This is a genomic window from Pseudomonas sp. LBUM1648, from assembly GCF_059716145.1.
This window is the reverse complement of record NZ_CP166808.1, coordinates 4,697,880-4,719,505: the sequence shown is the minus strand read 5'-3', so window position 1 is coordinate 4,719,505 and position 21,626 is coordinate 4,697,880. Positions and strand designations below refer to the sequence as shown.

Annotated in this window: 18 protein-coding genes; 11 read left to right on the top strand and 7 right to left on the bottom strand. The window is 59.1% G+C overall.

What is annotated here, in order from left to right:
* Window positions 1–14 precede the first annotated feature (14 nt).
* On the top strand, window positions 15–1,199 hold the full coding sequence (locus ACA043_RS21325; RefSeq protein ID WP_305439075.1) for a thiolase family protein: 1,185 nt from the start codon (window positions 15–17) through the stop codon (window positions 1,197–1,199).
* A gap of 112 nt (window positions 1,200–1,311) precedes the next feature.
* On the opposite strand, the gene ACA043_RS21320 is transcribed toward ACA043_RS21325, so the two are convergent.
* Entirely contained in the window at window positions 1,312–1,506 is a 195-nt protein-coding gene (locus ACA043_RS21320; RefSeq protein ID WP_401270999.1) for a DUF6316 family protein, read from the bottom strand.
* Between the two features lie 212 nt (window positions 1,507–1,718).
* Between ACA043_RS21320 and ACA043_RS21315 the strand changes: the two genes are divergently transcribed.
* Window positions 1,719–2,672 carry a DMT family transporter gene (locus tag ACA043_RS21315; protein WP_497657870.1) on the top strand — a complete coding sequence of 318 codons (954 nt, stop codon included), beginning with the start codon at window positions 1,719–1,721 and terminating at the stop codon, window positions 2,670–2,672.
* An 87-nt stretch (window positions 2,673–2,759) separates the two neighbouring features.
* Here the strand turns inward: ACA043_RS21315 and ACA043_RS21310 are convergent, their stop codons facing one another.
* Complete coding sequence (locus ACA043_RS21310) at window positions 2,760–4,154, bottom strand: class II fumarate hydratase (protein ID WP_489879034.1); 1,395 nt, start codon at window positions 4,152–4,154, stop codon at window positions 2,760–2,762.
* A gap of 193 nt (window positions 4,155–4,347) precedes the next feature.
* On the opposite strand from ACA043_RS21310, the gene ACA043_RS21305 reads away from it, so the two are divergent.
* The 7 genes from ACA043_RS21305 (at window position 4,348) to ACA043_RS21275 (ending at window position 12,234) form a co-directional block, all read left to right on the top strand.
* On the top strand, window positions 4,348–4,869 hold the full coding sequence (locus tag ACA043_RS21305; protein WP_095189242.1) for a DUF2059 domain-containing protein: 522 nt from the start codon (window positions 4,348–4,350) through the stop codon (window positions 4,867–4,869).
* 12 nt (window positions 4,870–4,881) lie between these two features.
* The gene (locus tag ACA043_RS21300) at window positions 4,882–5,181 is read left to right on the top strand and encodes a BolA family protein (RefSeq protein ID WP_064391455.1); all 300 of its coding nucleotides are present in this window, start codon (window positions 4,882–4,884) and stop codon (window positions 5,179–5,181) included.
* Window positions 5,182–5,333: 152 nt separating this feature from the next.
* A complete protein-coding gene (gene trhO, locus ACA043_RS21295) occupies window positions 5,334–6,275 on the top strand; it encodes an oxygen-dependent tRNA uridine(34) hydroxylase TrhO (RefSeq protein WP_497657869.1) in 942 nt (313 codons plus the stop codon).
* Window positions 6,276–6,310: 35 nt separating this feature from the next.
* A complete protein-coding gene (locus ACA043_RS21290) occupies window positions 6,311–6,913 on the top strand; it encodes a DsbA family protein (RefSeq protein ID WP_489879132.1) in 603 nt (200 codons plus the stop codon).
* On the top strand, window positions 6,906–8,732 hold the full coding sequence (locus ACA043_RS21285; protein ID WP_497657868.1) for an ABC transporter ATP-binding protein: 1,827 nt from the start codon (window positions 6,906–6,908) through the stop codon (window positions 8,730–8,732). Before ACA043_RS21290 ends, ACA043_RS21285 begins: the two co-directional genes overlap by 8 nt.
* 201 nt (window positions 8,733–8,933) lie before the next feature.
* Entirely contained in the window at window positions 8,934–11,393 is a 2,460-nt protein-coding gene (locus ACA043_RS21280; protein WP_401270992.1) for an EAL domain-containing protein, read from the top strand.
* A gap of 79 nt (window positions 11,394–11,472) precedes the next feature.
* Window positions 11,473–12,234, top strand: a complete 762-nt coding sequence (locus tag ACA043_RS21275) for an iron-containing redox enzyme family protein (protein ID WP_401270990.1) — start codon at window positions 11,473–11,475, stop codon at window positions 12,232–12,234.
* Between the two features lie 62 nt (window positions 12,235–12,296).
* On the opposite strand, the gene ACA043_RS21270 is transcribed toward ACA043_RS21275, so the two are convergent.
* The 5 genes from ACA043_RS21270 to ACA043_RS21250 form a co-directional block, all read right to left on the bottom strand.
* A complete protein-coding gene (locus tag ACA043_RS21270) occupies window positions 12,297–13,223 on the bottom strand; it encodes a GGDEF domain-containing protein (protein WP_489879036.1) in 927 nt (308 codons plus the stop codon).
* 361 nt (window positions 13,224–13,584) lie between these two features.
* On the bottom strand, window positions 13,585–14,325 hold the full coding sequence (locus ACA043_RS21265) for a YciK family oxidoreductase (protein WP_025113079.1): 741 nt from the start codon (window positions 14,323–14,325) through the stop codon (window positions 13,585–13,587).
* A gap of 74 nt (window positions 14,326–14,399) precedes the next feature.
* The gene (gene mupP, locus ACA043_RS21260) at window positions 14,400–15,071 is read right to left on the bottom strand and encodes an N-acetylmuramic acid 6-phosphate phosphatase MupP (protein ID WP_497657867.1); all 672 of its coding nucleotides are present in this window, start codon (window positions 15,069–15,071) and stop codon (window positions 14,400–14,402) included.
* A 4-nt stretch (window positions 15,072–15,075) separates the two neighbouring features.
* Window positions 15,076–15,774 carry a bifunctional 2-polyprenyl-6-hydroxyphenol methylase/3-demethylubiquinol 3-O-methyltransferase UbiG gene (gene ubiG / locus ACA043_RS21255; protein ID WP_093435309.1) on the bottom strand — a complete coding sequence of 233 codons (699 nt, stop codon included), beginning with the start codon at window positions 15,772–15,774 and terminating at the stop codon, window positions 15,076–15,078.
* 58 nt (window positions 15,775–15,832) lie between these two features.
* Complete coding sequence (locus tag ACA043_RS21250) at window positions 15,833–17,167, bottom strand: TRZ/ATZ family hydrolase (protein ID WP_489879038.1); 1,335 nt, start codon at window positions 17,165–17,167, stop codon at window positions 15,833–15,835.
* Between the two features lie 108 nt (window positions 17,168–17,275).
* Here ACA043_RS21250 and mtnA point away from each other — a divergent pair, with 108 nt between their 5' ends.
* On the top strand, window positions 17,276–18,352 hold the full coding sequence (mtnA, locus tag ACA043_RS21245) for an S-methyl-5-thioribose-1-phosphate isomerase (RefSeq protein ID WP_016986961.1): 1,077 nt from the start codon (window positions 17,276–17,278) through the stop codon (window positions 18,350–18,352).
* 425 nt (window positions 18,353–18,777) lie between these two features.
* Window positions 18,778–21,567 (top strand): DNA gyrase subunit A, encoded by a 2,790-nt coding sequence (gyrA, locus tag ACA043_RS21240; RefSeq protein WP_401272130.1) that lies wholly within the window; start codon window positions 18,778–18,780, stop codon window positions 21,565–21,567.
* Window positions 21,568–21,626: the final 59 nt, after the last annotated feature.

The window sequence follows — 21,626 nt, the reverse complement described above, 5'->3', positions numbered from 1 at the left end:
CAATGAGGTATGCCATGCGTGAAGTGGTGATCGTCGACAGCGTACGAACCGGGCTGGCCAAGTCCTTTCGCGGCAAGTTCAACCAGACCCGTCCCGATGACATGGCAGCGCATTGCGTCAATGCACTGCTTGAGCGCAACGACATCGACCCGGCCAGCGTCGAGGACTGCATCGTCGGTGCCGGTTCCAACGAGGGCGCGCAGGGCTACAACATCGGCCGCAACGTCGCGGTGCTCTCGCAATTGGGCACCGGCGTTGCCGGGATGACCCTCAACCGTTTCTGTTCTTCCGGTTTGCAGGCGATTGCGATCGCCGCCAACCAGATCGCTTCGGGTTGCAGCGACATCATCGTCGCCGGCGGCGTCGAGTCGATCAGCCTGACCCTGAAAAGCGTCAACACCGATCACTTGATCAACCCGTTGCTCAAGCAGCAGACACCGGGCATCTACTACACGATGGGCCAGACCGCTGAAGTGGTGGCACGGCGTTATGGCGTCAGCCGCGAAGCCCAGGATCGCTATTCGCTGCAAAGTCAGCTGCGCACTGCGCAGGCGCAGGCGGCTGGGTTGTTTGATGATGAAATCGTGCCGATGGCGGTGAAATACCGGGTCGAGGACAAGAACAGCGGCGAAGTGCAGATCCTCGATGGCATCGTCGAGCGCGACGACTGCAACCGTCCGGACACCACTTACGAAAGCCTCGCCGGATTGAAGCCGGTGTTTGCTGACGACGGTTCGGTAACGGCGGGCAACTCGTCGCAACTGTCCGACGGTGCATCGATGACCTTGGTCATGAGCCTGGAAAAGGCCCTGCAACTGGGGCTCAAGCCGAAAGCGTTTTTCCGTGGTTTCACCGTCGCCGGTTGCGAGCCGGACGAGATGGGCATCGGCCCGGTGTTCTCGGTGCCGAAACTGCTCAAGGCCAAGGGTTTGCAAGTAGCGGACATAGATTTGTGGGAACTGAACGAGGCCTTTGCTTCGCAGTGCCTGTACGCCCGGGATCGGCTGGAGATCGACAATGACAAATACAACGTCAATGGCGGGTCGATTTCCATTGGCCATCCGTTCGGCATGACCGGGTCGCGGCAGGTAGGGCATCTGGTGAGGGAGTTGCAGCGGCGCAATCTGCGTTACGGCATCGTCACCATGTGTGTCGGCGGCGGGATGGGTGCTACGGGGTTGTTTGAGGCTGTGCGCTAGGCTCCAAAGAGTTTGTTGTTCGTTCTAGCGCTTTCGCGAGCAGGCTCGCTCCCACATTTGGAATGCATTTCAACTGTGGGAGCGAGCCTGCTCGCGAAGGAAGCACCGCAGTTTATCTGTTGGAATCCATAACCTGCATCCGCGCGATATAAGCTTTTATCCCCCGCTCGGCGCTCTCGTGACTGTCGAAAGGCCCTTCCAGGGTGTTTTCCCGAGTGCTGAAAAACAATTCGCCATTCACTCGGCATACGCGGTCGCTGCGAAACTGAGTGGCGGGGGCAGGGTCTTGGGCGCGCATGCCTAACATGACGGGTCTCCTGACGTGCATTGATTGCGAGTGGATCCAATGAGCTTATGCCTGAAGCACTTACCTTGCCTGCCCAGCCGATCAACGGCGCCTCGTCAATTTAATGCTGCGACCTGCACAGTTTCATTCGCGGCGTGTCTCCAACTGTCCCTGTGTCGCGTTCGGCACTGCGCCTAGAATGACGGCTCTTGTCAGCAGCCGTCGGGGTTCGCATGCACATTTCATCGGGGCGCTGGGTATATGGCTTGTGCCTGGCGCTGCTGACCGCATTTTTGTGGGGCATCCTGCCGATCAAACTCAAACAGGTACTGCTGGTGATGGAACCGGTCACCGTGACCTGGTTTCGCTTGCTGGTGTCCGGCGGCTGCCTGTTCATTTATCTGGCGGCGACCAGACGCCTGCCGAGTCGTAAAGTGCTCGGCCCCAAGGGCGGCTGGCTGGTGCTGATGGCGGTGCTTGGCCTGGTCGGTAACTACGTGCTGTACCTGATGGGCCTCAATCTGCTCAGTCCCGGCACCGCGCAATTGGTGGTGCAGATGGGGCCGATCATGTTGCTGATCGCCAGTCTGTTCGTGTTCAAGGAGCGATTCAGTATCGGTCAGGGCATCGGTCTGGCAGTGTTGCTGATCGGTTTTGTGTTGTTCTTCAATCAGCGTCTCGCGGAGTTGCTGACTTCGCTGTCGGATTACACCGCCGGGGTGTTGCTGGTGTTATTGGCGTCGACGGTCTGGACCTTCTATGCGCTGGGCCAGAAGCAATTGCTGACGGTGTGGAATTCGCTGCAGGTGATGATGGTGATCTACCTGTTCTGCGCGTTGTTGCTGACGCCGTGGGTGCATCCGCTCGAAGCGCTGCAATTGAGTCCGCTGCAAGGCTGGCTGCTGCTGGCATGCTGCATGAATACGCTGATCGCTTATGGCGCGTTTGCCGAAGCGCTGGCGCATTGGGAGGCATCGCGGGTCAGTGCGACGTTGGCGATAACGCCGTTGGTGACGTTCGGTGCAGTGGCGATTGCGGCGTGGATATGGCCGGACTATGTGCATGCCGAGCAGATCAACGGCCTGGGTTATGGCGGGGCGGTGCTGGTGGTGTTGGGCTCGGCGCTGGTGGCGCTGGGGCCTTCGTTGATCGCCGGGCTGAAGGCGCGGCGGCTGCGCATGGCTTGAAGATCAAAGGATCGCAGCGTGCCGCAGCTCCTACATTTGGAATGCGTTTCCCTGTAGGAGCTGCGGCACGCTGCGATCTTTTTGCTGTTAGCCCTTGGCCCCGGCCTCGATCATGTTCTCCGGACGCACCCACGCATCGAATTGTTCATCGGTCAGATAACCCAACTCAAGCGCCGCCTCACGCAAAGTCTTTCCTTCGCTGTAAGCCTTCTTGGCGATTTCCGCCGACTTGTCGTAACCGATGTGCGGATTCAACGCCGTCACCAGCATCAGCCCACGCTCCAGATGTTTGGCCATGACATCGGCGTCCGGTTCGAGCCCGGCAATGCAGTGCTGCTGGAAGTTGCTGCAACCATCGCCGAGCAGGCGGATCGATTGCAGCAGATTGTGGATGATCACCGGTTTGAACACGTTCAACTGCAAGTGGCCCTGGCTCGCGGCAATGCCGATCGTCACGTCGTTGCCCAGCACCTGGCAGGCGAGCATCGATAGCGCTTCGCACTGGGTCGGGTTGACCTTGCCGGGCATGATCGAACTGCCCGGTTCGTTGGCCGGCAGCCGCACTTCAGCAAAGCCTGCGCGTGGACCGGAACCGAGCAGACGCAGATCATTGGCGATTTTCATCAGTGCCACGGCGAGGGTTTTCAAGGCGCCGGACAGGCTGGTCAGCGGCTCGTGCCCGGCCAGCGCCGCGAACTTGTTCGGTGCGGTGACGAAGGGCAAACCGGACAATGCCGCCAGTTCTGCGGCAATGGCCTCGCCAAAACCGTGCGGCGAGTTCAGTCCGGTGCCGACGGCGGTGCCGCCCTGTGCCAGTTCACAGACTGCCGGCAGTGCCGCGCGGATCGCTCGTTCGGCGTAATCCAGTTGCGCGATGAAGCCGGACAGTTCCTGGCCGAAGGTGATTGGCGTCGCATCCATCATGTGCGTGCGGCCGGTTTTCACCAGCTTCATGTGCCGCGCAGCGAGTTCGGCCAAGCCGCCGGACAGCTCGGCGATCGCTGGCAACAGTTGTTCCTGTACAGCTTTCGCTGTGGCGATGCTCATGGCGGTGGGGAAGCAGTCGTTGGAGCTTTGCGAGCGGTTGACGTGGTCGTTCGGGTGCACCGGGATTTTGCCGCCGCGCGGGTTGCCGGCCAGTTCATTGGCGCGACCGGCGATCACTTCGTTGACGTTCATGTTGCTCTGGGTGCCGCTGCCGGTCTGCCAGACCACCAGCGGGAACTGATCGTCGTGCTGGCCGTCGAGCACTTCGTCGGCGGCTTGTTCGATCAGGCGCGCGATGTCGGCGGGCAGGTCGCCATTACGGTCGTTGACCCGGGCGGCGGCTTTCTTGATCAGGGCCAGAGCGTGCAGCACCGGCAGTGGCATGCGCTCCTGGCCAATGGCGAAGTTGATCAGCGAGCGTTGCGTCTGAGCACCCCAGTAGGCGTCGTCCGGGACTTCGATCTGGCCAAGGCTGTCGGTTTCGATACGGCTCATCGTGCACACTCCTGTTGGTCTGTTTGCGCTGATTAGGCCGGCGTCGGCCCAGGTGGTTCCATCAATCCGATTGTTGACCGGTAAAACCCCGCCAATCAAGCGCGGCAAGGCGCGGGGGTTGAGCCATAGCGTTTTTTAGGCGCAGAATGGTCGCCCTTGGGGTTTTACCTCGTTAGCTAGAAAAGGAAACTCGATGACTCGTCTTCGTGCCATCTGTACCGCGGTTGCACTGGTTTGCGCCAGCGGCCAGGTGCTTGCCGATACCGCCAGCCACAACGCCAGTGCCGAAGCTTTCCTGACCCTGGCGCACGCTGACAAACTGGGCACTCCGGTGTACATGCAAGTGCAGCAAATGTTCGCCCAGCGTTTTGAACAGACCAAGGCCCCTGAATCCAAGAAAGCCACGCTGGAAACCTACCAGGCCAAGGCCAACGCTGCCCTGGATCAGGCCATTGGCTGGAACAAGCTGAAGCCCGACATGGTCAAGCTCTACACCAGCAACTTCAGCGAATCCGAGCTCAAAGACCTGGTCGCTTTCTACAAGTCGCCACTGGGCAAAAAAGTCCTGGAAAAAATGCCGCAGCTGACCCAGCAATCGGCCCAGATGACCCAGGCCAAACTGGAAAGCGCCGTTCCTGTCGTCAACAAGTTGCTCGAAGACATGACCAACGAGCTGGCACCGAAAGGCGCTGCTCCGGCCAAGAAAAAGCCATAAGCGGAGTTCGTGATGACCATGCAACAACGCATCGAATCGACGCTGGCCCTGCTTCAGCCTGAGCATCTGCAAGTGCTGGATGAAAGCCACATGCACAGTCGCGGGTTGCAAACCCACTACAAGGCTGTGGTGGTCAGCGCGCAGTTCGACGGCCTGAACCGGGTCAAGCGCCACCAGAAAGTCTATGGCACGCTCGGCGAGCTGATGGGCGAGTTCCATGCGTTGGCGCTGCACACCTACACCCCGCAGGAATGGGCAGAGATCGGCGCCGCCCCGGCGTCGCCGACCTGTGCCGGCGGTAGCAAACATTAAGATCAAAAGATCGCAGCCTGCGGCAGCTCCTACAGGTGGCTGCCGCAGAGGGTGATGTTTTTGCTAGAATCCGCAACGCGCCGCTCACCCGGCGCGTTTTTTTTTCGTATCCGGTTCACCCTTTGCGAGGGTAGCCACCTGGAGAAATACCCATGACACAACCGATTGTCGTGGCGGCACTGTATAAGTTCGTCACCCTCGAAGATTACGTCAACCTGCGCGAGCCACTGCTGCAAGCGATGGTCGACAATGCCATCAAAGGCACCCTGCTGATCGCCGAAGAAGGCATCAACGGCACGGTTTCCGGCACGCGTGAAGGCATCGACGGCCTGCTCGCCTGGCTCAAGAACGATCCGCGCATGATCGACATCGATCACAAGGAATCGTACTGCGACGAGCAGCCGTTCTACCGCACCAAGGTCAAGCTCAAGAAAGAGATCGTCACCCTCGGTGTCGAAGGCGTCGACCCGAACAAGAAGGTCGGCACCTACGTTGATCCGCAAGACTGGAACGCGTTGATCAGCGACCCTGAAGTGCTGTTGATCGATACCCGCAACGATTACGAAGTGTCGATCGGCACCTTCGAAGGCGCCATCGATCCGAAAACCACCGGTTTTCGCGAATTCCCCGACTACATCAAAGAACACTTCGATCCGGCCGTGCACAAGAAGGTCGCGATGTTCTGCACGGGCGGCATTCGCTGCGAGAAGGCCTCGAGCTACATGCTGGGCGAGGGTTTCGAAGAGGTTTATCACCTCAAGGGCGGCATTCTGAAGTACCTCGAAGAGGTGCCGCAGGAAGAAACCAAGTGGCAGGGCGACTGCTTTGTGTTCGACAACCGTGTGACCGTGCGACACGACCTCAGCGAAGGCGACTACGATCAATGTCATGCCTGCCGCACACCGGTTAGCGTTGAAGATCGTACCTCCGAGCATTACGTGGCCGGCGTCAGTTGCCCGCACTGCTGGGACACCCTGAGCGAGAAAACCCGCCGCAGCGCCATCGATCGGCAGAAGCAGATTGAACTGGCCAAGGCCCGCAACCAGCCGCACCCGATCGGCTACAACTATAAGCAAGCATCCACCGAGGCTTAACCATGTCTGCGCGCCTGCTCTATGTAATGGACCCGATGTGTTCCTGGTGCTGGGGGTTCGCTCCGGTGGCCAAGGCACTGGTCGAACAGGCGCAGGCAGCCGGGGTCGAGTTGCATCTTGTCGTTGGCGGATTGCGCACTGGCAGCGGTGCGGCGCTGGAGCCGACCACCCGACGCTACATTCTTGAACACTGGCAGGCAGTCACCGAGGCCACCGGCCAGCCGTTCAAGTTTGACGGCGCGTTGCCTGATGGTTTTGTCTACGACACCGAGCCTGCTTGCCGGGCGATTGTCACGGCACGTAGCCTGGCGCCGGATTGCGCGTGGACACTGGTCGGACTGATCCAGCAGGCGTTCTACGCTGAAGGTCGCGATGTCACCGAGGCCAGCGTGCTGGTCGAACTGGCAGAGCAGGCCGGTGTGCCGCGTATCGAATTTGCCGCGTTGTTCGATCATGCCGATCAACACAAAGCGACTCAGGCTGATTTCAGTTGGGTGCAGGATCTGGGCATCGCCGGTTTCCCGACCTTGCTCGCCGAACGCAACGGCCAACTGGCGTTGCTGACCAACGGTTATCAACCGCTCAGCGAATTGTCGCCACTGCTCGGTCGTTGGCTGGAGCGCGCAGCCTGTGCCTGACCGAGCCGATGACACGCCAGCCGTAAAGCGTGTCGACCGGCTGAGCTGGGCAGAAGTCCGGCGACTGGCACTCCATCACAAAAAATCCCTGTGGATCGCCAACGGCGTGGCTGTGCTGGCGACGCTGTGCAGCGTGCCGATTCCGTTGCTGCTGCCATTGCTGGTGGACGAAGTCCTGCTCGGCCACGGCGACGCCGCGCTGAAAATCATGAACCATGTACTGCCGAGCATGTGGCAGCAAGCAGCGGGTTATATCGGCTTGATGCTGGTGCTCACCCTGACTCTGCGTTGCAGCGCGTTGTGCTTTGGTGTGTTGCAATCGCGGTTGTTTGCGCGGCTGGCCAAGGACATCGTCTATCGCATTCGCGTGCGCCTGATCGAACGGCTCAAACGCATTTCCCTCGGCGAATACGAGAGTCTCGGCAGCGGCACGGTGACCACGCACCTGGTTACCGATCTGGATACCCTCGACAAGTTTGTCGGCGAAACCCTCAGTCGGTTCCTGGTGGCGATGCTGACGCTGGTCGGCACCGCGAGCATCCTGATGTGGATGCACTGGAAACTGGCGCTGCTGATTCTGCTGTTCAATCCGCTGGTGATCTACGCCACGGTGCAGTTGGGCAAACGGGTCAAACACCTGAAGAAACTGGAGAACGACAGTACGGCGCGCTTCACTCAGGCGCTGAGCGAAACCCTCGATTCGATCCAGGAAGTGCGCGCGGGCAACCGTCAGGGCTACTTCCTTGGCCGGCTCGGCCTGCGAGCGCAGGAAGTGCGCAACTACGCAGTCAACTCGCAGTGGAAAACCGACGCCTCCAATCGCGCCAGCGGGCTGCTGTTCCAGTTCGGCATCGACATTTTCCGCGCAGCGGCGATGCTCACCGTGTTGTTCTCTGACCTGTCGATCGGTCAGATGCTCGCGGTATTCAGTTACCTGTGGTTCATGATCGGCCCCGTGGAGCAACTGCTGAATCTGCAATACGCCTACTACGCGGCCGGCGGCGCGCTGGCACGGATCAATGAATTGCTGGCCCGGGCTGATGAGCCGCAATATCCGGGTGGTGTTGATCCGTTCAAGGGCCGCGACACCGTGGGCATTCAGGTGCAAGGCCTGAGCTTCGGTTACGGCGATGAACTGGTGCTGAATCAGCTCAACCTGTCCATCGCCCCGGGGGAGAAAGTGGCGATTGTCGGCGCCAGCGGCGGCGGCAAAAGTACCCTGGTGCAATTGCTGCTTGGGTTGTACACGCCGCTGGCCGGCACCATCCGTTTTGGCGGTTCGACCCAGCAGGAAATCGGGCTGGAGACCGTTCGGGAAAACGTCGCGGTGGTATTGCAACACCCTGCGCTGTTCAACGATACCGTGCGCGCCAACCTGACCATGGGCCGCACGCGCAGTGACGAAGCCTGCTGGCATGCACTGGAAATCGCTCAGCTCGAACCCACCATCCGCGCCTTGCCGGATGGCCTGGACAGCATCGTCGGGCGTTCCGGCGTGCGCTTGTCCGGCGGTCAGCGCCAGCGTCTGGCGATTGCTCGGATGATCCTCGCCGAGCCGAAAGTGGTAATCCTCGACGAAGCCACCTCAGCCCTTGATGCGGCCACCGAATACAACCTGCATCAGGCCATGGCGCGGTTCCTCAATGGTCGCACCACACTGATCATCGCCCACCGCTTGTCGGCGGTGAAGCAAGCGGATCGGGTCTTGGTGTTCGACGGCGGGCAAGTGGCCGAAGACGGCGATCATCAGCAGTTGATTGCTGACGGCGGGCTGTACGCGAAACTCTACGGTCACTTGCAACAAATCCAGCGCCCTTGAGTTTTGTCCGCGTTTCTGTGCTTAGTGCTTGAATTGCTTCGAATAAAAACACCCGGATTACCTCCCCGTACAGCCAGGTTGCACGATCGGCATAGAGGACGGCACAGCTGTCCCTTGGACATGTCGAAAATTAGCCTAGGCTGAGCTGTCAGGAGCGGTATTTTCCGGTGCTCATCTGGCAGTGCTTGCGCAAGGGATCTCATGAAGCAAAAGCGGACTCTCGGAACGCCACGGTTGTTGGGCATCGTCTGGCCATTTATTGCCGTCGTGTTGTTTCAGGCGTTGTTGGGCGGGGTGAGTCTTTACGTGCTCTCGGCCGTTCGCGGTTACGTGGCGGGGGAAAGTCTCTGGTCCAAGGGCCAGAAAGACGCCATTTACTACCTCAATCTGTACGCCGACAGTCGTGACGAGGCGATTTTTCTCAAATACCAAAGTGCGATTGCCGTGCCCCAGGGCGGTCATCAGTTGCGCGTGGCGCTGGACCGTCAGCCGCCGGATCTGCAATCGGCGCGTGACGGCATTCTCAAGGGCGGCAACCATCCTGACGACGTCTCCAGCGTGATCTGGCTGTACCTCAACTTCCGTCACTTCAGTTACCTGGAAACCGCTATTGATCGCTGGACGGTCGGTGATGCTTATCTGATCGAACTTCATGACGTGGCGCGCGAGATGCATCAACGTATCGTCGACAATGCTGCTACCGAGGCTGATATCCAGCGCTGGAAGGCGCGGATCTTTGCGATCAACGATGGCGTGACCCCGGCCGCGAAAGCGTTCAGCGATGCCCTGGGCGAAGGCTCGCGGATGATCCTGCGGCTGCTGCTGTTCACCAACCTTGCCACGGCGCTTGGGCTGATCGTGCTGGCCTTGTGGCGTACCCACAAATTGCTCAAGCAGCGCCATGCCTTTGCCGAGGCGTTGCAGATGGAAAAAGATCGTGCGCATGTGACGTTGCAATCAATTGGTGATGGCGTCATCACCACCGACGTCACCGGCGCCATTGACTACATGAACCCCGCCGCTGAAGCCATGACCCACTGGAAGGCCGAGCAGGCCGCCGGTTTGCCCTTGGCGGCGCTGTTCAATTTGCTCGACGACAACGCCCAGGCCGAAGGCCTGACCCTGATCGAGCACATTCTCAGCGGCCAGCTCAGCGGCGGCAGCGAGCACTCCAAGCTGATTCAGCGCCTGGATGGCAGCACGCTTTCGGTGACGCTGGTCGGAGCGCCGATCCGCAATGCCGGCAAGGTCAGTGGCACGGTGCTGGTGCTGCACGACATGACCCAGGAACGGCAATACATCGCCAATCTTTCCTGGCAGGCCACCCATGATGCGCTGACCGGGCTGGCGAATCGTCGTGAGTTTGAATATCGCCTGGAGCAGGCGCTGCACAACCTCACGCGCCAGTCCGGGCGGCATGCGCTGATGTTCCTGGATCTGGATCAGTTCAAACTGGTCAACGATACCTGCGGCCATGCTGCGGGCGATGAGCTGTTGCGGCACATCTGCACCTTGCTGCAATCGGGGCTGCGCGAAGGCGATACGCTGGCGCGGCTTGGCGGTGACGAATTTGGCATTCTGCTGGAAAACTGCGCGCCGGAAGCGGCTGAGAAGATCGCCGAGGCACTGCGCCAGACCGTGCAGAACCTGCACTTTGTCTGGAAAGGGCGGCCATTCCTGACCACGGTGAGTATAGGCCTGGTGCATGTTGCACAAAACCCGACGACGCTTGAAGCCTCGCTGCGTGCTGCCGATATGGCCTGCTACATGGCCAAGGAAAAAGGCCGCAACAGGGTCCAGGTTTACCACCCTGACGACTCCGAACTCTCACTGCGCTTTGGTGAAATGGCCTGGGTGCAACGTTTGCATATGGCGCTGGAAGAGAATCGCTTCTGCCTTTATGCCCAGGAAATCGCGCCGTTGAAACAGGGTGGCGGCGACAGAGGACACATTGAAATCCTTCTGCGTCTGCACGATGAAGCCGGTCGGATGATTCTGCCGAACAGTTTTATTCCTGCCGCCGAACGCTATGGCTTGATGAGTCAACTGGATCGTTGGGTAGTGCAAAACGTATTCAAGGTTATTGCTCAATGTATTGCGCAAGAACATGAAGGGCCATTAGCGATGTGTGCGATTAATCTGTCAGGCATTACTATAGGAGATGACGCGTTTTTGCACTTTCTGCGCGAACAGTTTGTTAACTATTCGATACCGCCTGAAATGATTTGTTTTGAAATTACTGAAACCAGTGCAATTTCAAACTTGGGCAGCGCAATTAGATTTATTAATGAACTCAAGGGCTTAGGTTGTTATTTTTCGTTAGATGACTTTTGTGCCGGAATGTCTTCATTCGCTTACCTGAAACATTTGCCTGTAGACTTCCTGAAGATCGACGGGAGTTTCGTAAAGGATATGCTGGACGATCCGATTAACCGCGCAATGGTCGAAGTGATCAATCACATCGGGCATGTCATGGGTAAGCAGACAATTGCCGAGTTTGTTGAAACAACCCAGATCGAGCAGGCACTGCTTGAAATTGGTGTGGATTACGCTCAGGGTTACGTTATCGAACGCCCGCAATTGTTTACCTGCGACAGTTTGCAAAGTCGGCCCGCCAGGCCGCAGCCGCTGTTATTCAAAGCGCCTGGCACGTTCCGTTGAAGTCTCTCGCCGATCCTTACAATCACAAATCAAAAGGAGCCGAACAGTGATCGACACATTCAACCGAACCGGACCACTCATGGAAGCTGCAAGTTATCCTGCCTGGGCACAACAGCTCATTGAGGATTGCAGCGAGAGCAAGCGCCGGGTTGTCGAACATGAACTTTACCTGCGCATGCGTGATAACAAACTCAGCGCCAAAACCATGCGCCAGTACCTGATCGGGGGCTGGCCGGTAGTTGAGCAGTTCGCGTTGTACATGGCGCAGAACCTGACCAAAACCAAATTCGCCCGTCACCCCGGTGAAGACATGGCGCGGCGTTGGCTGATGCGCAACATTCGCGTTGAACTCAATCACGCCGACTACTGGGTGCACTGGAGTCGCGCACACGGTGTGAGTCTGGAAGATCTCCAGGCCCAGCACGTACCGCCTGAGTTGCATGCCTTGAGTCATTGGTGCTGGCACACCAGCTCCGCCGACTCACTGATTGTGGCCATTGCCGCCACCAATTATGCCATCGAGGGTGCGACCGGGGAGTGGTCGGCGGTCGTCTGTTCTACCGGGGTGTACGCCGCAGCGTTCCCCGAAGAAGACCGCAAGCGTGCGATGAAATGGCTGAAAATGCATGCCCAGTATGACGATGCTCATCCGTGGGAAGCGCTGGAAATCATCTGCACCCTGGCGGGCATGAACCCGAGCAAGGCCTTGCAGGCCGAGTTGCGCCAAGCGATCTGCAAGAGCTACGACTACATGTACCTGTTCCTGGAGCGGTGCATGCAGCTTGAGACTTCCGAGCGTTTGCTGGTAACCCGTGAGCGCAGGACTGTGGTCGAGAGCTGAACCTGACAACACTGCGCAAAAAAATGTGGGAGCGAGCCTGCTCCCACATTGATTTTTGAAACTCAGCCCGCCATCGCCAATCGATTCCGCCCCTCGCGCTTGGCCACGTACAGCGCGCTGTCAGCGCGGCGCAACAGGCTTTCTGCCGACTCACCCGGCAGCAGGGTCGAGCAGCCCAGGCTGACCGTCAGCTCTATCAACTTTCCATCGGCGTAATACTCCGCCGCCTGCGCCGCATAACGCAGACGCTCGCCAACCATCGCCGCCGCTTCCCGGCTGGTATTGGACAGCAGGATCAGAAACTCTTCCCCGCCATAGCGAAACACCATGTCGACGTTGCGCAACTGACCCTTGATCGACGCGGCCACGGCTTTAAGCACGTCATCACCAGTGCTGTGACCATGACTGTCGTTGACCCGTTTGAAGTGGTCGATGTCCAGCATCAACACCGACAACGGCTGCAGGTGTCGGCGGGACATCTCGATCTCGCGTTGCAGTGTCTGCTCCATCGCGATGCGGTTGCCGGCGCCGGTCAGTGGATCGCGCAGGGCGCTTTGGGTGGCGGCGCGGTACAGCAGAGCGTTGCGCATCGGATACAGCAGTGACGATAGCAGCGATTCTAGATTGCCCTGTTCCTGCTCGTTGAAACGTTGGTTGCGGCGAAACATCAGTTCGCCCATATGCTCGCCTTCGTGGCTCAAGGTGTAGCTGACCGAATGATGGCCGCGAGCGCCGAACTCCAGGCGCAGGTCACTGCCTTGGTGCACGTAACTCAAGGCATCCAGCGGCACGAGACGCTGAACTTCACGGAAAAACAGACCGAGGATGCGTTGTGGTTCAAGACTGGTTTGCAGTTGCAGGCTCAGTTGCTGGCGCAATTGCGCGAGACTGGCGGGCCGCTCCAGAAGAGGCGGCTGCTGACCGAAACCCAGGCGTTGCAATTTGGCGCTGTCAAAGTCAATTGCATTGGTCTGGGAAGGTGATTTCATATGGCGTGAGCCCCTAAGCAGTAAGTCTGTCTTACAGGCTGGGTGAGAGCGGCTTTGGGCTGCGTGTCGTACTGATCCATCAGTCCCGTAGGACATTTGACGTAAGTCTAGTCTGCCTGATGACGATTAGTAAGCTATCGAACCAGGCCTTGCCCCATTGCCTTCACACGGCATGCTTTGAGGAAATTTAGAGCGAAAGTCGTGCCATTCAGTTCGTTTTTATTTAACCCGTTATGAATCAAAGGGTTGAACGTAAATGAGAGAGAGGGGTGCTGGATATTTGACTATATTGTGACGGCTAATTGCGTTAAATGACTGCCGCGACGGGAATCCGCCACGGCAACAAATGCGACGTATGGCATTACTGCGCGTTGAATGCCTGGCCGTTGATCCCGGTGCTGTCCGGACCCATCAGGTAGAGGTAGACCGGCATGATCTCCTCCGGCGTCGGGTTGTTCAGCGGGTTTTCCCCCGGATAAGCCTGCGCACGCATGCTGGTGCGAGTACCGCCCGGGTTGATGCTGTTGGAGCGTACCGGAGCAACGCCGTCGACTTCGTCGGCCAGGGTTTGCATCAGGCCTTCGGTGGCGAACTTCGACACACCGTAAGCGCCCCAGTAAGCGCGACCCTTGCGGCCGACGCTGCTGGAGGTGAACACCACCGAAGCATCCTGCGACAGCTTGAGCAGCGGCAACAACGTGCTGGTCAGCATGAACATCGCATTGACGTTGACCTGCATGACGCGCATGAAGTTTTCGCCCGACAGCTGTTCGATCGGCGTGCGCGGGCCAATGATCGAGGCGTTGTGCAGCAGGCCGTCGAGGTGGCCGAACTCGGTCTCGATCATCGCTGCCAGCTCATCGTACTGATGGGGCAGGGCGGTCTCGAGGTTGAAGGGAATCACTGCCGGTTGCGGATGGCCCGCAGCTTCGATCTCGTCGTAGACCTGTGTCAGATTGGCTTCTGTCTTGCCCAGCAGCAGGACTGTCGCGCCGTGAGCCGCGTAGGTTTTCGCGGCAGCCGCGCCGATACCGCGACCGGCGCCGGTGACCAGAATGACCCGATCCTTGAGCAATTCGGGACGAGCGGAGTAATCAAACATAAACACCTCATCAACAGTCAGATCGTTCCCATGCGCAGCAAAGGAATGCAGCCAATGACGCTCTGCGTCAGGTCTCAGCAGCTGCAAAGCGCGCTATCAAGCACCTTGCGCAACTCCAGCGGATGATCCACCACCACATCCGCACCCCAATGCCGCGGGTTGTCGTCCGGGTGAATGTAGCCATAGGTCACTGCGGCCGTTTTGGTCCCGGCATCACGCCCCGACTCGATATCGCGCAGATCATCGCCCACAAACAGAACCGTCGACGGATCCAGATCAAGCATCTTGCACGCAAGGATCAACGGCTCCGGATCCGGCTTGCTCTTCGTCACGTGATCCGGGCAGATCAACAATGCCGAGCGCTCGGCCAGCCCCAGCTGTTGCATGATCGGCTCGGCGAAGCGCAATGGCTTATTGGTGACCACGCCCCAGATCAGGTTGGCTTTTTCAATGTCGGCCAGCAGTTCTTCCATGCCGTCGAACAGCTTGCTGTGCACAGCGCAGCCTACGAGGTAGCGGCTGAGAAACTCCTGGCGCAGATCTTCGAAGCCCGGTGATTCCGGGTCCATCGAGAATGTCACCGCAACCATGGACATCGCACCGCCGGAAATCTCGTCGCGGATGTGCTTGTCATTGATCGGAGGCAAACCACGATCCGCGCGCATCGCCTGGCAGATGGCGATGAAATCCGGCGCGGTGTCGAGCAGGGTGCCGTCCATGTCGAAAAGAACTGCTCTGATGGCCATCGGCCTACTCCTCGCGCAGGGTCTGGATCATGTAGTTGACGTCAACGTCGCTGGCCAGTTTGTAGTGCTTGGTCAGCGGGTTGTAGGTCAGGCCGATGATGTCCTTGACGGTCAGGCCGGCCATGCGACTCCAGGCGCCCAGCTCGGATGGACGAATAAATTTCTTGAAGTCGTGGGTGCCGCGCGGCAACAGCTTCATGATGTATTCGGCGCCGATGATGGCGAACAGGTAGGCCTTCGGGTTGCGGTTGATGGTCGAGAAGAACACTTGGCCGCCCGGCTTGACCATGCGGAAGCAGGCGCGGATGACCGAAGAAGGGTCCGGTACGTGCTCAAGCATTTCCAGGCAGGTCACCACGTCGAACTGCTCAGGCATCTCTTCGGCCAGGGCTTCGGCGGTGATCTGGCGGTACTCGACGCTGACGCCGGATTCCAACTGATGCAGTTGCGCAACTGCCAGCGGCGCTTCGCCCATGTCGATACCCATCACGGTGGCACCACGTTGCGCCATGGCTTCGCTCAAGATGCCGCCACCGCAACCAACGTCGAGGACTTTCTTGCCGGCCAGATTGACCCGTTCGTCAATCCAGTTGACCCGCAGCGGGTTAATGTCGTGCAGCGGTTTGAATTCGCTTTCGCGATCCCACCAACGATGGGCCAGGGCTTCGAATTTGGCGATTTCAGCGTGGTCGACGTTGCTCATGTTCAATTCCTCGAAAAACTTGAAAAAGGCTGTAGCCCTGGCGTGTTTGCCAGGATGTTTACGATTCGGTGTGGCCGCTGATGCGCTGGCCCCAGGCTCGCGCAGTAGCGCCAAGCTGTTCTTCATCCATGCGGGTCAGGCGCCGTTCGTCAAGCAATTGTTTGCCGGCGACCCACAGGTGTTTCACGCAATCGCGACCGGTGGCGTATATAAGCTGTGAAACCGGGTCGTACACCGGTTGCTGCGCCAGGCCAGACAGGTCGAAGGCGACAATGTCCGCGGCTTTGCCGATTTCCAGCGAGCCCGTTTCGCTTTCGATCCCCAAGGCGCGTGCGCCGTTCAGTGTGGCCATGCGCAGGGCGCGATGGGCGTCGAGCGCGGTAGCCGAGCCGGCGACGGCTTTGGCCAGCAAGGCAGCGGTGCGGGTCTCGCCGAGCAGATCCAGATCATTGTTGCTGGCCGCGCCATCAGTGCCGACCGCAACGTTGACCCCGGCTTGCCACAGACGCTCGACGGGACAGAAGCCGCTGGCGAGTTTCAGGTTCGATTCCGGGCAATGGATGATGTTGGTGTTGCTTTCTACCAGCAACGCCAGGTCTTCATCGCTGATCTGGGTCATGTGCACGGCCTGGAAGCGCGGGCCGAGCAGGCCCAGACGGCCGAGGCGGGCGAGTGGCCGTTCGCCGTGCTGTTCAACCGCTTGCTGCACTTCGAAGGCGGTTTCGTGGACGTGCATGTGGATCGACGCGTCCAGCTCCTCGGCAATCACGCGGATTTTCTCAAGGTTCTCGTCGCCGACGGTGTAGGGTGCATGAGGGCCGAAGGTGATCTTGATCCGTTCGTGATGCTTCAGATCGCCGAACAACTCGACGCCCTGACGAATGGCCTCATCCGCGTTGCTGGCGCCAGGAATCGGGAAGTCGAGGATCGGAATGGCGATCTGTGCGCGGATGCCGCTGTTGTGCACGCGCTCGCTGGCAACTTTCGGGAAGAAGTACATGTCCGAAAAGCAGGTGATGCCGCCCTTGATCTGCTCGGCGATTGCGAGGTCGGTGCCATCACGGACGAAGTCTTCATCGACCCATTTGGCTTCGGCCGGCCAAATGTGGTTTTCCAGCCAGGTCATCAGCGGCAGATCATCGGCCAGGCCGCGGAACAACGTCATTGCGGCGTGGCCATGGGCGTTGATCAGACCGGGGCTGAGCAGAACATCCGGCAATTCGCGCACTTGCGTGGCATTACACTTCAACGCTTCGGCGCGTGGGCCGATAAACACGATGCGACCGTCGCGGATGCCCAGGCCATGCTCCTTGAGCACAACGCCTGCGGGTTCGACGGGTACCAGCCAGGTCGGCAGCAATAATAAGTCGAGCGCAATGGCAGGTTTCGGCATCGAGGGTCGGTTCCAGTGCTTTTGTAAAGGATGGCGAAGTATACCCGAGCGTCTTCGCGGGGGGATCGCTATAATCGGCGGCTTTTGTTCATGAGTGCGGGGTGAGGGATGCGCGATCGACTGTTGGCTGCGGAGAAAGTAAAGGCCATCGATTGGCGAGATGGCGCGCTCCACCTGCTGGATCAGCGTATTTTGCCGTTCGAGGAAACCTGGATTGCCTACACCAGCGCCGCCGGCGTGGCCGAGGCGATTCGCTCGATGGTGGTGCGTGGCGCGCCGGCCATCGGTATCAGCGCGGCTTATGGCATCGTGCTCGCGGCCCGCGCACGGATTGCCGAAGGTGGCGACTGGTATGCGGCGCTGGAAGAGGATTTCGCCCTGTTGGCCGATTCCCGTCCGACCGCAGTCAATCTGTTCTGGGCGCTGGGTCGCATGCACGATCGGCTGGATCGTCTGAAAGAAAATGCCGATCCTCTTGCGGCCCTGGAAGCCGAAGCTATCGCCATACATGAAAGTGACCGCGAAGCAAACCTGACCATGGCGCAATTGGGTGTCGATCTGATCCGCAAGCATCAGGGCAACGCGCAGGCGATTCTCACCCACTGCAACACCGGTGCCCTTGCCACCGGCGGTTTCGGCACGGCGCTGGGGGTCATTCGAGCGGCTTTCCTTGAGGGGATGGTTGAACGCGTTTATGCAGACGAAACCCGGCCTTGGCTGCAAGGTTCGCGCCTGACCGCGTGGGAACTGGCCAACGAAGGCATTCCTGTGACCCTCAATGCTGACTCCGCCGCCGCGCACATCATGAAAACCAAAGGTGTGACCTGGGTGATCGTCGGCGCTGACCGCATTACCGCCAATGGTGATGTGGCCAACAAGATCGGCACCTATCAACTGGCGGTCAACGCCATGCACCACGGTGTGCGTTTCATGGTGGTGGCGCCGAGTTCGACCATCGACATGAATCTGGCCAGTGGTGATGACATTCCGATCGAAGAGCGTGACGGCGCCGAGCTGCTGGAAGTCGGTGGCAAGCGTGTCGGGGCGGACGTTGAAGCGTTCAACCCAGTGTTTGACGTGACGCCGGCAGACTTGATCGATGCGATTGTTACCGAGAAGGGCATCGTCGAGCGTCCGGACACCGCGAAAATGGCGCAGTTGATGTGCCGCAAGCGCCTGCATTAATTGTCACTGGCGCCTGAAAAGACGGCATCGCCAGCAGGCTGGCCCCCACAGGATTTGTGATCGACCCAAATCAATGTGCAAACCAAGCTGCTGGCAATGAGGCGCTATAAGTCAATAAACAAGCGTAAACCCAGCTCGAAATCTCTATTCAATAACTCTCTAAGCTTCTCTCGTCCCCCTTTCAGGCGATTACCGGTCAACTAACTATGCTCCATGCGCTTGTGGGGGATAGGTGCGTGGCGGCGATTGTGGTAGCATCCGGCGTTTTCCGAGGCAGTCCCACAGGGTTGTCTTCACTGCGCAAATCCAGGGTTCAACTTGTTGATTTGTCGTAAGTCGGCGCATGGCACTCAGTCTGCATCGACGAGCTTCGTGATCCCTATGGATATGACGAGGTTTCACCAGAAAAAGGAATCAGGCTTCTCATGGGCGAACTGGCCAAAGAAATCCTCCCGGTCAATATCGAAGACGAGCTGAAACAGTCCTACCTCGATTACGCGATGAGCGTGATCGTCGGCCGTGCACTGCCGGATGCGCGCGATGGCTTGAAGCCCGTGCACCGCCGCGTGCTGTTCGCGATGAGCGAGCTGGGCAACGACTTCAACAAGCCGTACAAGAAATCTGCCCGTGTTGTCGGTGACGTGATCGGTAAATATCACCCGCACGGTGACACTGCCGTCTACGACACCATCGTACGTATGGCTCAGCCTTTCTCCCTGCGCTACCTGTTAGTCGACGGTCAGGGCAACTTCGGTTCGGTGGACGGCGACAACGCTGCAGCCATGCGATACACCGAAGTGCGCATGACCAAGCTGGCTCACGAGCTGCTGGCTGACTTGCATAAGGAAACCGTGGATTGGGTGCCGAACTACGACGGCACGGAAATGATCCCGGCGGTCATGCCGACCCGTATTCCCAACCTGCTGGTCAACGGTTCCAGCGGTATCGCTGTGGGCATGGCAACCAACATCCCGCCGCACAACCTCGGTGAAGTCATCGACGGTTGCCTGGCGCTCATCGACAATCCCGAGCTGACTGTCGACGAGCTGATGCAATACATCCCCGGTCCGGACTTCCCGACCGCCGCGATCATCAACGGTCGCGCCGGTATCATCGAAGCCTACCGCACCGGTCGTGGGCGCATTTACATGCGTGCGCGTTCGATCGTTGAAGACATCGACAAGGTCGGCGGTCGTCAGCAGATCGTTATCACCGAACTTCCTTACCAGTTGAACAAGGCGCGTCTGATCGAGAAGATCGCCGAGCTGGTAAAAGAGAAGAAGCTTGAAGGCATCACTGAACTGCGCGACGAGTCCGACAAGGACGGTATGCGCGTCGTGATCGAGCTGCGTCGCGGCGAAGTGCCTGAGGTGATCCTCAACAACCTCTACGCCCAGACCCAGCTGCAATCGGTATTCGGTATCAACATCGTTGCGCTGATCGACGGCCGTCCGCGGATTCTGAATCTCAAGGATCTGCTGGAAGCCTTCGTTCGTCACCGTCGCGAAGTCGTTACCCGCCGTACCGTGTTCGAACTGCGCAAGGCGCGCGAGCGTGGTCACATCCTTGAAGGCCAGGCCGTTGCCCTGTCGAACATCGACCCGGTGATCGCCCTGATCAAAGCTTCGCCAACCCCATCGGAAGCCAAGGAAGCGCTGATCAGCACCCCTTGGGAATCCTCGGCGGTAGTGGCGATGGTTGAACGTGCCGGTGCCGATTCGTGCCGTCCGGAAAACCTCGATCCGCAATACGGTCTGCGCGAAGGCAAGTACTTCCTTTCGCCAGAACAGGCGCAAGCCATTCTGGAACTGCGTCTGCACCGTCTGACCGGTCTGGAGCACGAGAAGCTGCTGGCCGAGTATCAAGAGATCCTCAACCAGATCGGCGAGCTGATCCGCATCCTCAACAGTGCCGTGCGCCTGATGGAAGTGATCCGCGAAGAGCTGGAAGTGATCCGCGCCGAATACGGCGATCAGCGTCGCACCGAGATTCTCGATGCACGCCTCGACCTGACTCTGGGCGACATGATCCCGGAAGAAGAGCGCGTCGTGACCATCTCCCACGGTGGCTACGCCAAGACCCAGCCGCTGGCTGCGTACCAGGCTCAGCGTCGTGGCGGTAAAGGCAAGTCGGCGACCGGCGTCAAGGATGAGGACTACATTGCTCACCTGCTGGTTGCCAACAGTCACTCCACGCTGTTGCTGTTCTCCAGCAAAGGCAAGGTTTACTGGCTGAAGACTTACGAAATCCCTGAAGCATCGCGTGCTGCACGTGGTCGTCCGCTGGTCAATCTGCTGCCGCTGGAAGCCGATGAAACCATCACCACCATGCTGCAGATCGATCTCGAGGCCCTGCAAAAACGTGCCGGTGCTGACGATGAGGATGATGCTGACGATGTGATCATCGAAGGCGAAGTAGTCGAAGCTGAAGAAGCTGCCGAGCTTGAAGAGATCGACGGCGAAACAGCCGAACTGGTGGCTGAGCCGACCGGCGAATTCATCTTCATGGCCACGGCTTCCGGTACCGTCAAGAAGACCCCGCTGGCACGCTTCGCCCGTCCGCGCTCCAATGGCTTGATCGCCTTGAAGTTGAAGGAAGGCGATACGCTGATTGCAGCTGCCATCACTGATGGCGCGAAAGAAATCATGCTGTTCTCTGACGCTGGCAAGGTGATTCGTTTCGCTGAAGCCGCAGTGCGTGAAATGGGTCGTGGTGCACGCGGTATTCGCGGCATGCGGATCCTCAAGGATCAGAAACTGATCTCCATGCTGATTCCTGAGTCGGGCGCGCAGATTCTGACCGCTTCCGAGCGTGGTTTCGGCAAGCGCACCGCCCTGAGCAAATTCCCTCGCCGCGGTCGCGGTGGTCAGGGTGTGATTGCCATGGTCACCAAAGAGCGCAACGGCAAACTCGTCGGTGCGATCCAGGTGCAGGAAGGCGAGGAAATCATGCTGATTTCCGACCAGGGCACACTGGTGCGGACTCGTGTTGATGAAGTGTCCAGCCTGGGTCGCAACACCCAGGGTGTGACCCTGATCAAGCTGGCCACTGATGAAACGCTGGTCGGTCTGGAGCGGGTTCAGGAGCCGTCGGAAGTCGAGGGCGAAGAGCTCGAAGGTGAAGAAGGGTTGGTGTCTGGCGCGGAGGTCGTGATTGACGACGTTGCCGAAGACCAGCAACTTGACGCCGCAGCTGACGAAGAACCGCAGGAATAAGCGGACAAGCGAGGGGGCGGATGAGAATTCGCCCCCTTGTTATTTGTCCGGTATGAAAG